At 69.1% G+C, this 17,390-nt stretch carries 13 protein-coding genes and 2 pseudogenes; 9 read left to right on the forward strand and 6 right to left on the reverse strand.

Annotation, left to right across the window (positions count from 1 at the left end; all coding sequences use genetic code 11):
* Positions 1–677: 677 nt before the first annotated feature.
* Entirely contained in the window at positions 678–1,355 is a 678-nt protein-coding gene (locus NKJ07_RS13975) for an SOUL family heme-binding protein (protein WP_318567421.1), read from the forward strand.
* 77 nt (positions 1,356–1,432) lie between these two features.
* On the opposite strand, the gene NKJ07_RS13980 is transcribed toward NKJ07_RS13975, so the two are convergent.
* The 3 genes from NKJ07_RS13980 to NKJ07_RS13990 all read right to left on the reverse strand — a co-directional run bounded on the left by NKJ07_RS13980 (position 1,433) and on the right by NKJ07_RS13990 (position 4,224).
* The gene (locus NKJ07_RS13980) at positions 1,433–2,017 is read right to left on the reverse strand and encodes an NAD(P)/FAD-dependent oxidoreductase (RefSeq protein WP_318567422.1); all 585 of its coding nucleotides are present in this window, start codon (positions 2,015–2,017) and stop codon (positions 1,433–1,435) included.
* A 110-nt stretch (positions 2,018–2,127) separates the two neighbouring features.
* A complete protein-coding gene (locus tag NKJ07_RS13985; RefSeq protein WP_318567423.1) occupies positions 2,128–2,955 on the reverse strand; it encodes a DUF7847 domain-containing protein in 828 nt (275 codons plus the stop codon).
* Positions 2,956–3,057: 102 nt separating this feature from the next.
* Positions 3,058–4,224: a M50 family metallopeptidase gene (locus NKJ07_RS13990; RefSeq protein ID WP_318567424.1), complete on the reverse strand. Its 1,167-nt coding sequence runs from the start codon at positions 4,222–4,224 to the stop codon at positions 3,058–3,060.
* A 157-nt stretch (positions 4,225–4,381) separates the two neighbouring features.
* Here NKJ07_RS13990 and NKJ07_RS13995 point away from each other — a divergent pair, with 157 nt between their 5' ends.
* Complete coding sequence (locus NKJ07_RS13995) at positions 4,382–4,765, forward strand: cupin domain-containing protein (protein WP_318567425.1); 384 nt, start codon at positions 4,382–4,384, stop codon at positions 4,763–4,765.
* Positions 4,766–4,806: 41 nt separating this feature from the next.
* Here NKJ07_RS13995 and NKJ07_RS14000 read toward each other — a convergent pair whose 3' ends face one another.
* Positions 4,807–6,078 (reverse strand): MFS transporter, encoded by a 1,272-nt coding sequence (locus NKJ07_RS14000; RefSeq protein ID WP_318567426.1) that lies wholly within the window; start codon positions 6,076–6,078, stop codon positions 4,807–4,809.
* 145 nt (positions 6,079–6,223) lie between these two features.
* On the opposite strand from NKJ07_RS14000, the gene NKJ07_RS14005 reads away from it, so the two are divergent.
* Both NKJ07_RS14005 and NKJ07_RS14010 read left to right on the forward strand, forming a co-directional pair.
* Complete coding sequence (locus tag NKJ07_RS14005) at positions 6,224–8,275, forward strand: DEAD/DEAH box helicase (protein ID WP_318567427.1); 2,052 nt, start codon at positions 6,224–6,226, stop codon at positions 8,273–8,275.
* A 116-nt stretch (positions 8,276–8,391) separates the two neighbouring features.
* Entirely contained in the window at positions 8,392–10,617 is a 2,226-nt protein-coding gene (locus NKJ07_RS14010; protein ID WP_318567428.1) for a PAS domain S-box protein, read from the forward strand.
* On the opposite strand, the gene NKJ07_RS14015 is transcribed toward NKJ07_RS14010, so the two are convergent.
* Positions 10,614–11,369, reverse strand: coding sequence for a competence/damage-inducible protein A (locus NKJ07_RS14015; protein WP_318567429.1), 756 nt, complete (start codon positions 11,367–11,369; stop codon positions 10,614–10,616). The genes NKJ07_RS14010 and NKJ07_RS14015 overlap by 4 nt on opposite strands.
* Positions 11,370–11,688: 319 nt before the next feature.
* On the opposite strand from NKJ07_RS14015, the gene NKJ07_RS14020 reads away from it, so the two are divergent.
* Positions 11,689–13,077 carry an MFS transporter gene (locus NKJ07_RS14020; RefSeq protein WP_318567430.1) on the forward strand — a complete coding sequence of 463 codons (1,389 nt, stop codon included), beginning with the start codon at positions 11,689–11,691 and terminating at the stop codon, positions 13,075–13,077.
* A 24-nt stretch (positions 13,078–13,101) separates the two neighbouring features.
* On the opposite strand, the pseudogene NKJ07_RS14025 reads toward NKJ07_RS14020, so the two are convergent.
* Positions 13,102–13,421, reverse strand: a pseudogene (locus NKJ07_RS14025) (succinylglutamate desuccinylase/aspartoacylase family protein); the annotation flags it as partial.
* Between the two features lie 102 nt (positions 13,422–13,523).
* Here NKJ07_RS14025 and NKJ07_RS14030 point away from each other — a divergent pair.
* From NKJ07_RS14030 to NKJ07_RS14045, 4 genes and pseudogenes are all read left to right on the forward strand, one after another.
* Positions 13,524–14,522, forward strand: a pseudogene (locus tag NKJ07_RS14030) (sodium:calcium antiporter).
* A gap of 92 nt (positions 14,523–14,614) precedes the next feature.
* Entirely contained in the window at positions 14,615–14,929 is a 315-nt protein-coding gene (locus NKJ07_RS14035) for a hypothetical protein (RefSeq protein ID WP_318567431.1), read from the forward strand.
* Positions 14,926–15,495 carry a DUF4112 domain-containing protein gene (locus tag NKJ07_RS14040; RefSeq protein WP_318567432.1) on the forward strand — a complete coding sequence of 190 codons (570 nt, stop codon included), beginning with the start codon at positions 14,926–14,928 and terminating at the stop codon, positions 15,493–15,495. Before NKJ07_RS14035 ends, NKJ07_RS14040 begins: the two co-directional genes overlap by 4 nt.
* A 348-nt stretch (positions 15,496–15,843) precedes the next feature.
* The gene (locus tag NKJ07_RS14045) at positions 15,844–17,184 is read left to right on the forward strand and encodes a tRNA pseudouridine(54/55) synthase Pus10 (protein ID WP_318567433.1); all 1,341 of its coding nucleotides are present in this window, start codon (positions 15,844–15,846) and stop codon (positions 17,182–17,184) included.
* Positions 17,185–17,390 lie beyond the last annotated feature (206 nt).

Genomic DNA, 17,390 nt, shown 5'->3' on the forward strand with positions numbered 1-17,390 from the left:
ACCTGATCGAACACTCGCCAGGACGTCGACGTGCGGAGCCTGCTCCCGTCACCGGACACCACTGCCCGACGTGGCCGTAGTATTTGTATCCAGTCAGTTTTTGATTCATTCTGTGAGAAGAATAAATACGGTCACCGACTCGTAAATGGGAGGATCGACGACGTTCGAGGCGGTCAGCGTGGCAGGATCCACTGATTGGACGGTTCTGTTCCGTTCCCCTGCTTCGTCTCCCGCGCATCCACTGTTATTCCGTGGTCCGCCCGAAAAAAGGCTTCTTCCGGCTTTTTAAGTCGTCTGAGCCGTATTTGACCGTCGGGACGACGGCTCCGGTCACGACTGGCCCGACCAGATATATTTGAAATAATAGATACCTGTCGAACTGATAATTTGCGTACTGACTGGGTGGGTGGTATCCCTCCGACGACGGAGCGGGGACCGGCGAGATCCTGCCAGTCGTTCACGGGGCCATCGACGCTTTGAGGAGAGTCGGCCGTCCCGCGTCGCCCTCGTGTCGGTACCGACGCGGGACGGCTGACCCGGACCGCGCCTCGGTCGTTCCGGCCGATCGAGACAGTCGCTCCGCGAGATCGTTCAGGCCGATCGAGACAGTCGCTCCGCGAGGTCGTTCAGGCCGATGCTGAAGGCGATTTTTGCCCGATGCGGTCGTGTACGCCCGTATGAGAACGCGAGAGAAGTTCGTGCTCGGGATCGGTGGGCTCGCGGCGCTGTGGATCGGGTGGGGAGCGTACGTCGCGCGGAAGACGGAGCGCGTGCCGTTCGAGACCCTCGCGGAGTTCGACGGGGTCGAGATCCGTCAGTACCACCGGGCGATACTCGCCGAAACGACGGCACCCGACCAGCGGACGGCGTTCCGGCGGCTCTTCGGCTACATCACCGGGGCCAACGAGGCGGCCGAGGAGATCGCGATGACGACACCCGTCGCGACCCGCGGCGACTCGCTCTCCATGACCGCTCCCGTCAGGATGGTCGACGTCCGCGGGGAAACCGTCTCCACGATCGCCCCCGATCGGTCGGAACACGACGGGGAGGGCGTGACGATGTCGTTTTACCTGCCCTCCGACACCACCCTGGAGACCGCACCGACGCCGACCGACCCCGAGGTTCGGCTCGTGCTCGAACCGCCGCGGATCGTCGCAGTTCGGCGGTTCTCCTGGTACGCGACGGAGCGGCGGGTCGACGCCGAACGGGAGCGCCTGCTCGAACGGCTCGCGGATCGGGGCATCGACGTGCGGGGCATTCCCGTGCTCCTCCAGTACGACGACCCGTGGACGCCGCCGTTCATGCGGACGAACGAGATCGAAGTGCCGATCGGCGAGGCGCAGGTCGAGGCCTGAGTCGGTCGCGTCCGCGCCACGCGCCCGACGGCGACCCCCCTGACGTCACGTCGACGTGGCCGCCACGAACCGGGCAGTCACGCCTCGTCGACGAGCGAGCCGAGGACCTCCTCGGCGGTCGCGGGCGTGTCGAAGTCGTGGAAGTGTTCGCCCTTCTCCTTCGTGAGCACGTTGAGCGCCGCCGCGGCCCCGTCGCCGGCGGAGATGACGGCCTGCCACTCCTCCGCGCGGACCATCGCGCCGGTGGCGTAGGCGTTCTCGACCGAGGTCTCCATCGTCACGTCGACCTCGACGATGCCCTCGTCGGTGAGCGCACAGCCGAGCCCCTCGGCGAGGTCACGGTTCGCGCCGGTGGCGAGGACGACGTAGTCGGCGGTGTGGTCGCCGTCGTCGGTCGTCACAGTGAAGCCGTCGTCGGTCGCGTCGACCGCCGTCACCTCTGCCTGGTGGCGCTCGACGCCGAAATCGTCGACTTGGTCGCGGAGGGTCGCCATGAAGTTCGACCCGTCGACGGAGCCGATTCCCGGGTAGTTGAACAGATGAGCCTTGTGCATCCACGTCCCGTCCGTGTCGAAGACCGCCGCGTCGAGGCCGTTCTTCGCGGTGAACAGTGCGGCGCTGAGGCCGGCGGGGCCGCCGCCGACGATGAGTACGTCTGCCATATCCGGGAGATGGCAAGCCACGATCATAAACGTTACACGAGTTGGACGGCGTCAGCGGGTCGGCACCGACTTCCGACCGGGGAGTCCGACCGATCCGATCGACGCGGCGACTACACCTCGACGTCCCACTCGGAGCCGGTGTCGCCGTGACCGACGGTGTCGGACGGGTACTTCAACTGGTCGTACGCCCGCGCGGCGACGGCGACGCTGAAGACGGTCGTCACCGCGCCGACGACGGTGGTGACGGCGGTAGTCAGGATCGCGATCCCGGCGAACCCGACTGCCCCGGCGACCGCGCTGACGACGAGGCCGATGACGACCAGCACCAGCGCGAGTCCGAACAGGCCGAGGCGGTTCCCCGAGGTGAGCTCCCAACTCGCCGAGAGCGCGTCGACGAAGTTCTGGTCCTCGACGGCGATCTCCTGGCGGACGAAGAAGAACGAGATGGCGAGGAACACGCCCGGAACGACGAGGAAGAGGAGGCCGACGGCGACCAGGATGAGCACGACGATGCCGCCGACGAAGCCGTTGAGCGTGGCCATGACGATGTTCCGCGAGACGAACGACTCGGGGATGCGCTCGGTCTCGTCGCTGACGAGCGTGCGCACGGCGACGATCCGGACGGCCTCGGCGACGAGGGCGATGAAGAGCGCTGTCACGATCGCCGCCGGCAGCGGGATGGGGAGTGCGAGCGGCGTCTGTTCGGCTCCGGGGAACGCGGCGGCCGGACCGGCCGGACCGGTTGGACCGGCCATCGCCCCCGGTGGGAGCTGTTCGAGCTGCTGGCGGGCGAAGCGGGCGGCGGCGGCCGAGAGCGTCTGTCCGGCCACCGCGTTGACTGCGCCGAAGGCCAGAAACACGAGCATGAGCAGGAGTCCGTTCCGCTCGAACGTGCGACTGAAACCGTCGGAGAGGGCTTTGGAGATGTCCAGGGACATACGTTGCGGGCGGGAGATCACACGGCAGCGTGTTAACCGTTGATGATCACGTCCGTCGCGGGGTCGGCCCACGAGACGTCCGGTCGGGCGACGTCGATCGGATCAGGTCCGCACGTCGAACGACGGCTCCCGGGCGAACGAGTCGAGCGAGCCGCGCGACTGGATGATGTTGAACGCGGTGACGAGGTCCGACCGGGAGACCAACCCGACGAACTCGCCCGAATCGTCGACGACCGGGAGTCGCCCGACGCCGCGCTGTTGCATCGTCCCGATGGCCTCCATGGCGTCGGCGTCGGGCGTGATAGTCGCGAGTTCGCGCGACATCACGTCGTCGACGCGGTAGGCGTCGCGTTCGACCTCTCTGATCCCGCGGGCGTCGTCGAGCGTGACCATGCCGACGAGTCGGTCGCCGTCCATCACCGGGTAGCCGGTGTGGCGCTCGCGGAACATCCGGCCCATGAGGTCGGTGACCGAGGTGCGCTCGTCGACGACGTGGAGTTCCTCGCGGGGGGTCATGATGTCGCGGACGACGACGTCCTGGAACGCGGCTTTCATCACCGTCTGCTGGGCCTCGCTGGACGCGCCCATGTAGATGAAGAAGGCCAGCGCGACGAGGAAGAGGTTGGCGAACAGGCCGAAGATCCCGAGCAGGAACGCGAACACCTTACCGACCTCGGCGGCGATCTGCGTCGCCCGGGCGTGGGGGCGGTTGCGGGCGAGGAGCGCGCGGAGGACGCGGCCGCCGTCCATCGGGAAGCCGGGGAGCATGTTGAACACCGCGAGCGCGACGTTCGTCAGCGCGAGGTAGCCGAGGACGAACCGCACGGGGTCGCCGAGGGGAAGGGCGACGAAGCCGAGGTAGGAGACGACGCCGATGAGCACGCTCACGACGGGGCCGGCGATGGCGATGGTGAATTCCTGCTTCCAGTCCTCGGGGATCTCGGTGAAGCGAGCGACGCCGCCGAAGAGCCAGAGCGTGATCGACTCGATCTCGTAGCCGTAGCGCATGGCGACGAGCGAGTGGCCGAACTCGTGGAGCAACACGCCGACGAAGAGGCCGAGCGCGGCCGCACTCCCCAGGATCCACTGCATCGATCCCACCGTGAGCGGTTCCGGCGCCATAGCGGTGCCGAACAGCCCGTTGATGACGCCGGTGAGGTTAGCCACGTCGGAGCCGATGAGCCAAGCGAACAGCGGGAGCACGAGGAGAAAGGTGAGGTCGAGACGAATGGGGATACCGAACGCGCTCCCGATACGGATTCCTCGCATACGGGGCTCTAGTCGGGGGACGTTCTTAAACCGACCTGTCTCTCGGGCGTCGAGTGAGTCCGAAAACGGCGCAGCGGTCGGCGGTCGGCGGTCGGCGATCCACCGCCGGGGACGGCGCGCCGACAGAACTTACTCCGACGGCGGTCTGGGTGTCGACATGACCGACACCGAGACGGAACCGCTCGTCCGACGGGCGACCGACGTGGCGTACGAGGACGTCGGGGCCGCCGACGGGATGCGAAAGGGCGTGCTCGTCTCCGACGCCGACGGCGCGCCGCACTTCGCAATCCGGCGCTTCACGCTCGCGCCCGGTGCCGAGGTGCCGAGACACACGAACGAGGTCGAACACGAACAGTACGTGCTCGACGGCGAGTACACGGTCGGACTGGACGACGAGGAGTTCACGGTGCGGGCGGGTGACTCACTCCTCATTCCGGCCGGGACGGTCCACTGGTACCGCAACGACGGCGACGAGGAGGGTGCGTTCCTCTGTGCGGTGCCGAACGGCGACGATTCGATCGAACTGGTCGACGAGGGCTGACCGGGCGGCCGGCGTCGAACCGAGACGCTGACAGCGGCGGCTCAGCCGTCGGTCACGGGGGCCGGCCTCGGTTCGCCGACGAACGTGACCACGACGAGGAGCGTGACCACGGTCGCTCCGAGGGCGACGCCAGTGATCGCGAAGAACGTCGTCTGCACGCCGACGCGCTGGATGAGGTAGCCGAACACCGGCGGCGCGATCGCGTTGCCGAGCATGATCCCGATCGTGACGATCGCGAAGCTCTTCGCGACGGTGCCGCGGGTGGCCAACCGTTCCGTCAACTGGTCTCGGGCGGGGCTGGCCAGGCTCCTGACACCACCCAGGAGCAGGAACAGCCCGATGGCGACGACCGCGGGGACGACCGCCGCGGAGACGAGCCCGAGCAGGCCGGTGAGGCCGACGAAGCTGACGACGAGGACGCGGCCGCCGCCGAAGCGATCAGTGAGGTAGCCGCCGAAGAGGATCGAGCCCGCGCCGACGACGAACAGCCCGGTCAACACCACGTTCGCGACGCCCAGCGACAGGCTGTAGGCGTCCGTCAGGAACACGACGGCGTAGGAGGTCACGCCCCAGTTGGCGGTCGAAGAGAGCAGGGTGAGGACGGCCACCGCGAGGATGCCGGGGGCCGCGACGAGCGCCCGGAGTTGTGTGCGGACGCGGTCTGCCAGCGGAGTGTCGGTCACTGACGCCTCGACGTTCGGTGCCGTGATCGCGTCGTCGACGCGCCAGGCGAAGACGGCCGTGACCGCCACCGCGTACGCGAGTCCCACCACGGCCACCAGGCCGATCGCGTGACGCCAGGTGAGCCCCACGACCGCGATGACGAACGTCGAGACCACCGGTGGCGTCGCGAAGCCCAGACTGCCGCCGAAGTTGTACACCGCGAACGCGCGGCCGCGGGTGTCCTCCGTGGTGGCGTCCGACAGGAGCGGGTAGTGTGCGGCGTGGTGGCCGGCGACGCCGATTCCGAGGACGACCTGTCCGGCGACCAGTTCGGGAAAGCCGGACGCAAGCGCCGTGATCAGCGCGCCGAGCGCGCCGAGCACCGACGAGACCCCGAGGGCGATCGTCCGATCGTAGTGGTCGGCCAAGTAGCCGAACGGGAGTTGGAAGGCGGTGTTGACCAGCGCCTGGACGCCCATCGCCACGCCCAACAGCGAGATGGAGACGCCGAGATCCGCCGAGAGGATCGGGAGCACCGGCGGCAAGAGCACGAGGAACGCGTGGTTGACGAACTGCGAGCCGCTGACGAGCCCGACGACGAGCGCTGTCTGCTTCGAGGCGGACGATCCCGCCCCGCCGATGGTGAACACAGTACCCCGGTAGCAGCGACCGCGAGATAAACGGGGCGTGTTGCGGAACGCCCTTCCGCTTCCGGCCGCCGTCGGGGTCGCTCGTCCCGCTCGACGGCGACCGGGAGACGAACCGCTGAAATACCCGCTCCCCGTAGCACGCGTCGTGTCACAGCAGGTCGGGCAGGTCGACACGCTGTTCCTCCACGAGGTGGGCGAGAACTTCCTCGTGGTGGTCCAGCGCGACGGCAGTCGGGTGTTCCGCGCGATCCTCGAACTGAAGGAGACCTCCGCGGGGCCCCGCCCGGCGAAGTTCCGCATCAAGCGCGGGTCGTCGGAGGAGCCCCGCGACCCGGGGCAGTTCGTCGAACTCGCCCGACGCGCGGCCCGGATCCGGATCTCCCAGCAGACCTCCAAACGCGCCCGCGAGCGGCTGACGGAGATGCTCGACGGCTACCAGCTCGACGCGCTGACGGTCCGGACCTGCCGCTACTGTGCCTCGAACGGTCGGTACTCGCCCATCACGGGGGAGACCGCGATCAAGGCCGACCGCGACTACGTCTGTCCCGACTGCGCCCGCCGCGAACTCGAACGCGAACTCTCGTACTCGGGGTCGATCACCGGCGCGGCGAAAGAGCGGCTCGAAGAGCTCCTCCTCGAAACGGGGGATCTCGACAAGGTGACGAACCTCCTCGCCGGCGGGCTGAACCCCGAACTCACGAAGTTCGACGAGGTGTCGGCGACGGTCGAGGACGTCGACCCCGTCCCCACCTCGTCGCTCGACCTCCACCCGACGCTGCAGTCCCGCGTCGAAGGCCGGTTCGACACCCTGCTCCCCGTGCAGTCGCTGTCGGTCGAGAACGGCCTCTTCGAGGGACGGGACCAGCTGGTCGTGAGCGCGACGGCGACCGGAAAGACGCTCGTCGGCGAACTCGCGGGGATCGATAGGGTCCTGAAGGGGAAGGGTAAGCTCCTCTTTCTCGTTCCCTTGGTGGCGCTGGCCAACCAGAAACACGAGGACTTCGCGGACAGGTACGGCGACATCGTCGACGTGACCATCAGGGTGGGCGCGTCGCGTATCTCGGACTCGAACGCCGCGTTCGACCCCTCGGCGGACGTCATCGTCGGCACCTACGAGGGCGTCGACCACGCGCTCCGAACCGGGCGGGACCTCGGCGACGTCGGGACGGTCGTCATCGACGAGGTCCACACGCTCAAGGAAGAACAGCGCGGCCACCGCCTCGACGGGATGATCTCGCGGCTGAAACACTACTGCGAGCGACGGGTGGGGAAGCGAGGCGGGTACGAGGGTGCGCAGTGGATCTACCTCTCCGCGACGGTCGGCAACCCCGAGTGGCTGGCCCGCGAACTCGAAGCGACGCTCATCGAGTTCGAGGAGCGTCCGGTTCCGATCGAGCGGCACGTCACGTTCGCCGACGGCCAGGAGAAGGCACGCATCATCGACAAACTCGTCACGCGGGAGTTCGATAGCGAGTCCTCGAAGGGGTACCGCGGGCAGACGATCGTCTTCACCAACTCCCGGCGGCGGTGTCACGAACTCGCCCGCAAGATCGGCTACGACGCCGCGCCGTACCACGCGGGGCTGGACTACGGCCGCCGCAAGCGCGTCGAACGGATGTTCGGAAACCAGGACCTCGCAGCCGTCGTCACCACCGCCGCGCTCGCCGCCGGCGTCGACTTCCCCGCCTCGCAGGTCGTCTTCGACTCGCTGGCGATGGGGATCGAGTGGCTCTCCGTCCAGGAGTTCGAGCAGATGCTCGGCCGCGCCGGCCGACCCGATTACCACGACCGCGGGACGGTCTACCTCCTCGTCGAACCCGACTGCACCTACCACGGTTCGATGGAGATGACCGAGGACGAGGTCGCGTTCAAACTCCTGAAGGGGGAGATGGAGGACGTCTCGACTGTGTACGACGAGGCGGCGGCCGCCGAGGAGACGCTGGCGAACGTCATCGTCGCGGGCAAGCGCGCCAAACGGCTGAACGACCGCATGCTCGGCGACATCGACACGACGCGGTCGGTGGGCCGACTGCTCGAGTGGGAGTTCATCGACGGCTTCGAGGCGACACCACTGGGCGAGGCCGTCTGTCGGCACTTCCTCGCGCCGGGCGACGCGTTCTTTCTGTTGGACTGCATCCGCAACGGGCTCGATCCGTACGAGACCGTCGCCGAGATGGAGCTCCGCGAGGAGCGGTGAGCGGGCGTATCCGCGTCCCCAAGGGAACGAGAGCGCCTCGTTGCCCACAACAAATATATCCGTCCGTTACCAGCCAACGGTAGAATGACTCAGCCCCCCCGTCGATCGCGTCTACGATGACTGACCGTCCGATACGCCTGCTCCACGTCGACGACGATCCGGCGTTCGCGGAGATGGTATCGGTGTTTCTCGAACAGGAGTGTTCGGCCTGTCACGTCACGACGGCCACCGACGTGCCAGCCGGGCTCGAACAGCTCCGATCGGGGGCGTTCGACTGCGTCGTCTCCGACTACGAGATGCCCGGCCAGACGGGGCTCGACCTGCTCCGAGCGGTCCGCGACTCGCATCCCGACCTCCCGTTCGTGCTCTTCACCGGGCGGGGGAGCGAGGAGATCGCAGCCGAGGCGATCTCCGCCGGCGTCTCGGACTACCTCCAGAAGGGCGGCGGCACGGAGCAGTACACCGTCCTCGCCAACCGGATCGAGAACCTCGTCTCGCAGTACCGCGCCCAGCGCGACCTCAGACAGCGGGTCGACGCCATCGAGACCGCGAGGGAGGGGATCGGGCTCCTCGACGACGACGGCCGGGTCGTCTACGCGAACCGGGCGTTCGAGGAGACGTTTGGCTACGAGGAGGGCGAACTCGTCGACGTGTCCGTCACGGCGCTCGTCGACGACGACGACGCCGAGCGGCTTCGGGCGGCGCTGGCGGGCGACGGCTGGACCGGCGAGGTGTTGATGCGCCACCGAGACGGGACGGGGCTGCTCGCCGACATCGCCGTCTCGCGGACAGCCGGCGGCGAGCGGGTGTTCACCGTGCAGGACATCTCCGCCGCGGAGCGCCGGGAGCACGAACTGTTCGTCAAGAACCGGGCGATGGAGGCCGCGCCGATCGGGATCATCGTCACCGACCCGGCGCTGCCCGACAACGGCATCGTCTACGCCAACAGGGAGTTCGAGCGGCTGACCGGCTACGCCGAGTCGGAGATCCTCGGCGAGAACTGTCGGTTCCTGCAGGGCGAGGAGACCGCTCCGGAGACGGTCACCGAGATGCGCGAGGCGATCGCCGCCGAGGAGCCGGTGACGGTGGAACTCCGCAACTATCGCAAGGATGGCACGCCGTTCTGGAACCGCGTGTGGATCAGTCCCCTTCGCAACGCCGACGGGGCGGTCACGAACTTCGTCGGCTTCCAGGATGACGTCACAGAGCGCGTCGAGGCGCGGCGGGAACAGGCCGCGATGTTCGACCGGGTGTCCGACGCCTTCTTCGCGCTCGATCGGGGGTGGTGTTTCACCTACCTCAACGCGCAGGCCGAACGGGTGCTCGACCGGACCGCCGACGAGCTCCTCGGGGAGTCGGTCTGGGAGGCGTTCCCCGGCGCGGTCGATTCCACCTTCGAGGCGGAGTACCAACGGGCGATGGAGAGCCAGGAGACCGTGTCGTTCGAGGAGTACTACCCACCGCTCGGAACCTGGTTCGAGGTGCGGGCGTACCCCTCGGAGACGGGACTGTCGGTGTACTTCCGCGACGTCAGCGAGCGGAAGGCCAACGAGCGGCGGCTCGAAGAACGGACGCGGCAGTTCGAGACGTTCGGCGACATCCTCGCACACGACCTCGAAACGCCGCTGGTGACGCTCGAAGGGCGGTTGGAGCTGGCGGCGGAGACCGGCGACACCACGCACGTCGTCGCCGCCCGGGAGTCGCTCGACCGGGTTCGGACGCTCGTCGACGACCTCGCGACGGTCATGCGCGAGGGGAGCGTCGTCAGCGACGTGCGCGACGTCGACCTCGCCGAGGTGGCGCGGACGCTCTGGACGTCGATCGACACCGCCGAGGCGACGCTCCAGGTCGAAGCTGTGGGGCCGATCCGCGCCGACGAGCGGGCGCTGACGCGGCTGTTACAGAACCTCTTCCGGAACTCAGTCGAGCACGGCTCGACGAGCAACCGGCCTGCACGACAGTCCGGAGACACCGTTGAGCATGGCTCGACGAGCTCTCGTTCGCAGGCTCACGAGGACAGCGTGGAACACGGTTCCATGGGCAGTCGGCCGGAGGCCGACGACAGCGTGGAACACGGCGGCCCGACCGTGGCGGTCACCGTCGGCCCGCTCGACGACGGAGCGGGGTTTTACGTCGCCGACGACGGGTCGGGCATCCCGGACGCCGAGCGCGAACGGGTGTTCGAGCCGGGCTACACCACGAAGTCGGACGGAACCGGCTTCGGGATGGTGAGCGTGCGCCGGATCGCGCTGGCGCACGGCTGGGAACTGTCGATCGTCGACTCCGAGGCGGGCGGAGCGCGCTTCGAGATCCGCGGCGTCGAGCGGCCCGCCGACGGCTAGTTCGGGCCGGAGCCGGTCGCCGGGGGGTCGGTCACGTCCACCCGGTCGCGGAGCCACGCCATCGCCTCGGAGACCGCTTCGGGGTCGCCCGAGAGCTTGATCCGCGTCGGGATCCGCCCCTTTCCGGGGTAGCTCCCGACGGCGACATCGAACCGTTCGCGAACCCCCGTGAGACGGTCGTTCAGCGCCCCCTCGGGGGCGGGCGTGTGGAGCGTCTCCGAGACGACGCGGCCGTCGAACTCGCTCTCGACGAGTTCGAACATGGCGTACAGTTCGTCGGGGATGCCCGGGAACGCGTAGACGTTCGCGGCGACAAAGCCCGGGCCGAAGCTCTCCTCGGTGACGAGCGGCCGCGCCTCCTCGGGGATCGACGCCTGCGCGTCGAAGTCGACGTCGAGGTCGTACGCGTCGGCGAGGTCGGGGTACTGCTCGGCGTACGCCTGTGCCTTCTCGACGATGCCTTCCCGGACGTCGGCGGCGACGGCCAACTCGCGGTCGAGTGCGTCGGCGACAGCCACCTTCGTCACGTCGTCGGGGGTGCCGCCGAGCCCGCCGGTGACGATCACGGCGTCGAACGCTCGGGAGAACTCCCGCACCGAATCGGCGATCACCGCTCTGTCGTCGGGGATCGTGAGGACCCGAGTGACGGTGACCCCCCGCTCCGCGAGCCGGCGGCAGAGCCACGTCGCGTTGGTGTTCTCCGTGTCGCCCGCGAGGAGTTCGTCGCCGACCGTGACGAGTGCGACGTCCATACCCGACGGTGGGAGAGCAACGGCATATGTCTACGGGCGGCGGCCAGTGTGTCGGTCTGCGCGCTCGGTGGGGCTGTTCGAGGACTGCGATCGGTCCCTCGTGTCGAACTCGGTACCACCGTGACCGCGGAGGGGCGGAGCAGAGAGGAGAGACAGTCCCCGACGCGGCGAGACGCCCCGTGTCCCGCGCTGCTCCCCCGCGCCGACCGCCCCGCGTGATCGAGACGTGCCACGCGGAGGGCGCGAGAACACCCGACGCCAACGCTTTCGAATCGGATCGATCGGTAGCCCTTAGTCGAACGTTCACGAGGTCCGATACATGAGACAGCGTTGGCTCTACGCGTGGGGGCTCGGCTCGGTCGCCTTCGGTGGGGCGTCGTTGCTCGTCCCGCTATACATCGTCCAGTTGGGGGCGTCGCCGGTCCAACTCGGGCTGTTGGCGGCGACGGCGGCCGTGATCGGCGCGCCGGGCGCGATCGCCTTCGGCCGACTCGCCAACCGGGTCGAACACCGGCGGACGCTGGTGGTGCTCACGCTGGCCGGCGTCGCGGTCACGCTCGCGGTGATCCCGCTGTTGTCGAGCATCACGGCGATCATCGTCGCGAACGCGGCGCTGTGGCTCGTCGTCGCGAGCGTCGCGCCCGTCCTGACGATGCTCGTCGTCGACGACGCGCCCGAGTCGGCGTGGACCGAGCGGATCGGCCTGTTGAACAAGTACCAGGGGTACGGCTGGGCGGGCGGGCTCGTCCTCGGCACGGCCTGGCCTCTCGTGGCGACGCAGGTGGGTGGCGGCGGCTCGACCACGCGGGCGCTGTTCTGGTTGCTCGCGGCCTGTGCCGGCGCGAGCGCGCTCGGGGCGGTGCGGTCGCTTCCGCACCCCGCACCCGAAGACCGCGTCACGAGCGAGCGACGGGTCCGGCGGATCGCCCGGATCCTGTCGATTTCCCGCCGCGGGATCAAGGGAACGACGTTCGCGTTCTCGCCGAACCGGCTGTACTGGACGACGCGGGGGATCCACCCGCGGCGGCTCGCGGGGAAGGTCAACCCCGCGCTGGCGACTTACCTGGCCGCCGCGACGCTGTTTTTCACCGGCTTCGCGGCCTTCTGGGCCCCGCTCCCGCTGTTTTTCACCGGGGTCGGCTTCGGCTCCGGGCAGGTGTTCGGCCTCTATCTGGCCTCCAGCCTCGCCTCGGCCGTCCTGTACGAGGGGGCCGGGCGGTTCGCGTCGACGTACGACGTGCGACTACTTCAGTCGGGCGCGCTCGCGGCTCGCGGCCTCCTGTTCCCGCTGGTGGCCGTGTTCACTGGCCTCGGCGCGGTCTCGGTCGGCCTCGCCGCGGCCGGCGTCGGTCTCTTCGCCATCGGGCTGACGTGGGCGGTCATCGCCGTCGTCGGGACCGCTATCGTCACCCGGCTCGCGCCACCGAGCGTCCGTGGCGAGGTGCTCGGGGTCCACACGGCGCTCGGAGCGGTCGCGGGCGGGATCGGTGGGGTCCTCGGCGGCTGGGCGGCCTCCTTCGGCTACCTGACCGCGTTCGCCGTCGCGGGCGGCCTCGTCGTCGTGGGGGCGGCGCTCGTCCTCTCGCTCCGGACGCTCTCGGGTGGGGACCGCGCGGTCGTCGCTCCCACCGAGCCGATCGCGACCACCAGCGGGGCCGAGGTGCCGGCCGTGTCGACCGAGGAGGTCGCCGAGGGGCGCGCCGACTGAGCGGGGTCGTGCTCGCCCGTCGGCTCACTCCGCTTCCTCGTCGTCGGCCATCCACCGCTGGCCGTACGACCGGTAACCGTCGAACTCGCCGCGAGTGATCTCCCGTTCGATCCCCGTGCGGTCTCGTCGGTGATCCGGACGAGGTGACAGATGGGGTGTCACGGGAGCGCGACGGGGTTCTCCAGGACGCTCACGATGAGCCCCGTGAACGGCGCGGTGACGACGTGTTCGTCGTGTCTGAAGTGGTCGGTGATCGTACAGACCGTCTCGCCCTCGTGCACGAGCGGGTTCGGTCCCCACTGCATGTCGACCAGCCCGCCGGTCTCGGCGCGGAGCCAGCGCTTTTGTTCCTCGGTGCCCATCACCGTCCGCCACGACGGCTCGGTCCGCTCGCCCGCGGGGGAGACGCCGACCGCTTTTGCGTTCGTCGCGAGAGACCCCCGACGATGGTTGGATTCGGCACGGCGGTGCAGATCGCGGGGCTGGTCGCGTCGGTCGGCGGCCTCTGGATCGGGGCGCGGCTGCTCGTCGATTCGGTCGTTCGACTCGCCCGCTAGGTCGTGCTCACGGAGCTCACCATCGGGCTGACCGTCGTGTCGATGGGCACCTCGACGCCGGAACTCGTCGTGACGGCCGACGCGGCGCTGGTAGGGCTCGGCGACATCGCCGTCGGGAACGTCGTCGGGTCGAACATCTACAACCTCGCGTTCGTCCTCGGTGTCGTCTCGTTGATCCGGGTCATCCCCGTCGAACGGTCGCTGGTTCACCGTGACGGGATCGCGCTCGTCGCCTCGACCCTCCTCGGGGCGGCGGCGCTGTTCGACCTAGTCGTCACCCGTATCGAAGGCGTCGTCCTGGTCGGGTCGCTCGTGCTGTACACGGCGTACCTGCTGCGGACCAGCGCGACCGACGACGGCGAACCGGGCGAATCGGGCGAATCGGGCGAACCGGGCGAATCGGGCGAATCGGCGACACTGACGACCGGTCTCACGGAGCGCGCCGCGTTCGGAGGCCGCGACGGCCTGCTCCTGGTCGGCGGACTCGTGCTCGTGAGCGGTCACGTCATGGTCGAGTCGGCCTCGGGACTCGCCTGGGCGGCCGGCCTCCCGGAGTGGGTCATCGGCGGCACGATCGTCGCCGCGGGAACGTCGACGCCCGAGTTCGCGGTGTCGCTCGTCGCGATGCGACAGGGGAGCGTCGGCGTCTCCGTGGGGAACGTCGTCGGGAGCAACGTGTTCAACCTCCTCGGCATCATGGGGCTCGGCGCGGCGATACAGCCGCTCGTCGTGAGCCCGTCGGCGCTCGAAAGCGTCGCGTAGCTGCTCGTCGTCGTCGCGACCGTCGTCGCGCTGTGGTCCGGGCGCAAACTCACCCGGGCGGAGGGTGGGCTGTTCGCCCTCTCGGAGGGCGGCCGGTGGACGCTCGGGCTCGTCGGCATCGGGTAGCCCGCGCTGGCGCACCGGTGAGGGAGCGACACCGACGGGGATCCGCAGCGAGTCTTTTTGTCGGTCGGCCGTGACGGTAACGAGATAGACGAATGTCCGAACTGGTCGAGGCACGGCTCAACCTTCGCGTCCCCCGCGACGGCCGCGGCGACCTGCAGGACGCGGTCGCGGAGCGCCTCCGCCGCGCGGCGGCCGTCGACCGCGTCGAGTCGTTCGACGTGACCGGGGTCCGTCCCGGCCTCAACGACCTCACACTCCGCGTCCGGACGACGGTCGCGTGCGACATTGACGCCGATTCCGAGGCGGCGACGGCGCTGATGGAGGCGGTCGGGATCGAAGCCGTCGACGCCGAGTTCGTCGACCACCCCGACGACGAGGCCGACCCGGGGTCGGAGGACGAGCCGTGACCGGCGGGGTGCGGTCGGTGGACGACGATGCCACGGTCGGTGGCATGCGGGGGGCGGCCGACGCGGAGACAGAACGGGAGGGGGAAGGAGAACGGGTCGCCCGCGACGAGGCGACGGAACTCGCGGGGCTCCGACGGCTGACGCACGCGCTCGACGAACTGTTCACCGTCCCCGGAACCGACTACCGGATCGGGCTGGACCCGCTGATCGGGCTCGTCCCGGGCGTGGGCGACGTGCCGACGAGCGTCGCGTCGGCGTACGTCGTCGCGCAGGCGGCGGCGCTAGGCGTGCCGCGGGCGACACTCGCCCGGATGCTCCTCGTCGTCGCCGTCGACAGCGTCGTCGGCTCTCTCCCGGTCGTCGGCGACCTCTTCGACGCCGTCTGGAAGGCCAACAGCCGGAACCTGGCTCTCCTGGAATCGCGCATGGACGACCCCGCGGGCGGGGCGGTTGACCGCCGGTACGTCCTCGTCGTGACCGTGCTGTTGACCCTCGCCTTTCTCCTCGTGAGCGTCGGCGCCGCCGTGGCGGCGTGGTGGTTACTCGGGCGGTTCGGGTTCGTTTGATTCGTGAACGCGTGAGTCGTGTCGATCCGCAGGGAGACGTGACGGGTTGTGTCGATCACGCGAGTGAAGCAGGTGCGAGACTAGTACACGGGCGCGCGGACCGGCCTGACACTGACCGCGATGCGGTGTGGTGTTTGGCCGCGCTAGCGACTGCTACCCTGTTATGTGCCGCCCGCAATCCGACTCTCCGACCGATCAGCTCCCGATCAAGACACGGACCGGTCCATCAGGCGCTCACTGGCTCTCGGTCGGCCCCGACAGGCCTGGTCTCAAACGGGGCTCCGACGGCCACACGACGACTGCACCGCGCAACGCAAGACAGTTACCCCCGCCGATACACCCACGCGTATGAGCCTTCTCGACGACGGCCGGGCCCTCGACGCGACGGGCCCGGTCTGTGACGCCTGCCTCGGTCGGGTGTTCGCCGACCGGAGCTTCGGGCTGACGAACGCCGAGCGGGGGCGGTCGGTACGCGTCGCACGCGCGCTCGACGCCGACGAACCGTTCGAGCCCACGCCCACCGAGGAGTGTTGGGTCTGTGAGGGCGAGTGCGCCCGGTTCGACGAGTGGGCAGAGCGCGCCGTCGCGGCCGTCGAGGGCGTCGACTTCGACACCTACCAGGTCGGGACGCGGACGCCACCCCTGGTGGAGGAGAACGAGGCGCTCCTGCGCGAGGAGGCCGGCCTCGCGATCGACGCGGGCGAGCAGTTCAAATCGGAGTTCAACCGCGAGGTCGGCAAGCGGGTCGGCCGGCTGACGGGCACCGAAGTGGAGTTCGGACGCCCCGACGTGCAGTTCCTCGTCGACGTCGCGGCCGACGAGGTATCGGCGACGATCAACTCCGCGTTCGTCTACGGTCGCTACCGCAAACTCGAACGCGACATCCCCCAGACCGAGTGGCCCTGCGGCCGCTGTGACGGCCGGGGTGTCCTGGGTGAGGACCGCGAGTGCCCACAGTGCGACGGCACGGGCTACCTCTATCAGGCGAGCGTCGAGGGGCTGGTCGCCCCGCCCATCCGCGACGCGATGGAGGGGACCGCGGCGACGTTTCACGGGGCCGGCCGCGAGGACGTCGACGCGCTGATGCTCGGCACCGGCCGGCCGTTCGTCGTCGAGGTGCACGAGCCCAGACGGCGGACGGTGAGCGTCGAACCGCTCGAACGGCTGGTGAACGACCACGCGGCCGGCCGGGCGGAGGTCGAGGGGCTCCGGCTGGCGACGTACGAGATGGTCGAACGAGTGAAGCAGCTCGACGCCTCCAAGCGCTACCGCGCCACGGTGGCGTTCGACGACGACGTCTCACGAGAGGCGTTCGAGGAGGCGCTGTCGGAACTCGCGGGTGCGACGGTCGAACAGTACACCCCGAAGCGCGTCGACCACCGGCGGGCGAACCTCACCCGCACCAGGGAGGTGTACGAGGCGACCGGCGAGTGGGAGGACGCCCGGCACGCGACCGTCGAAATCCACGGTCAGGGCGGCCTCTACATCAAGGAGCTCGTCTCGGGCGACGAGGGGCGGACCGAACCCAGCCTGGCGGGGCTGCTCCGCGTCGGCGCGACGGTGACGGCGCTCGACGTCGTCGGGGTCTACGGCGAGGACGAACCGTTCGAGGACGACGCGTACTTCCGTGACGGATCTGACGACGGCGGCGAGGGTGGAGCCGAAAGCGAGAGCGAGACCGCGGAGTGAACTGAGGTGAGGTGGAGTGAGGTGAGGTGAGGGCGGTCCCCACTCCCGGCCGGACGCGCTGGGCCGCCCCGACCGCCGCGAACGCGTCCCGAGACGACTCGGCGTCCGCGGCTCCCCGTTTGCTCCACGTCCCGGCCGTCCCGACCGCACACAAGGAAACGGTTTTTTCCGTCCGCGGAGATCCGAAGCCACGACAATGTCCACAC

This window comes from Salinigranum marinum, assembly GCF_024228675.1.
Classification (GTDB): Archaea; Halobacteriota; Halobacteria; order Halobacteriales; family Haloferacaceae; genus Salinigranum; species Salinigranum marinum.

What these genes read in the sequence shown, in the direction of transcription:
- NKJ07_RS13995 (WP_318567425.1), top strand. Translation starts at nt 4,382, where the DNA reads ATGACCGACACCGAGACGGAACCGCTCGTCCGACGGGCGACCGACGTG.
- NKJ07_RS13985 (WP_318567423.1), bottom strand. Translation starts at nt 2,955, where the DNA reads ATGTCCCTGGACATCTCCAAAGCCCTCTCCGACGGTTTCAGTCGCACG.
- NKJ07_RS13975 (WP_318567421.1), top strand. Translation starts at nt 678, where the DNA reads ATGAGAACGCGAGAGAAGTTCGTGCTCGGGATCGGTGGGCTCGCGGCG.
- NKJ07_RS13990 (WP_318567424.1), bottom strand. Translation starts at nt 4,224, where the DNA reads ATGCGAGGAATCCGTATCGGGAGCGCGTTCGGTATCCCCATTCGTCTC.
- NKJ07_RS14035 (WP_318567431.1), top strand. Translation starts at nt 14,615, where the DNA reads ATGTCCGAACTGGTCGAGGCACGGCTCAACCTTCGCGTCCCCCGCGAC.
- NKJ07_RS14020 (WP_318567430.1), top strand. Translation starts at nt 11,689, where the DNA reads ATGAGACAGCGTTGGCTCTACGCGTGGGGGCTCGGCTCGGTCGCCTTC.
- NKJ07_RS14045 (WP_318567433.1), top strand. Translation starts at nt 15,844, where the DNA reads ATGAGCCTTCTCGACGACGGCCGGGCCCTCGACGCGACGGGCCCGGTC.
- NKJ07_RS13980 (WP_318567422.1), bottom strand. Translation starts at nt 2,017, where the DNA reads ATGGCAGACGTACTCATCGTCGGCGGCGGCCCCGCCGGCCTCAGCGCC.
- NKJ07_RS14010 (WP_318567428.1), top strand. Translation starts at nt 8,392, where the DNA reads ATGACTGACCGTCCGATACGCCTGCTCCACGTCGACGACGATCCGGCG.
- NKJ07_RS14015 (WP_318567429.1), bottom strand. Translation starts at nt 11,369, where the DNA reads ATGGACGTCGCACTCGTCACGGTCGGCGACGAACTCCTCGCGGGCGAC.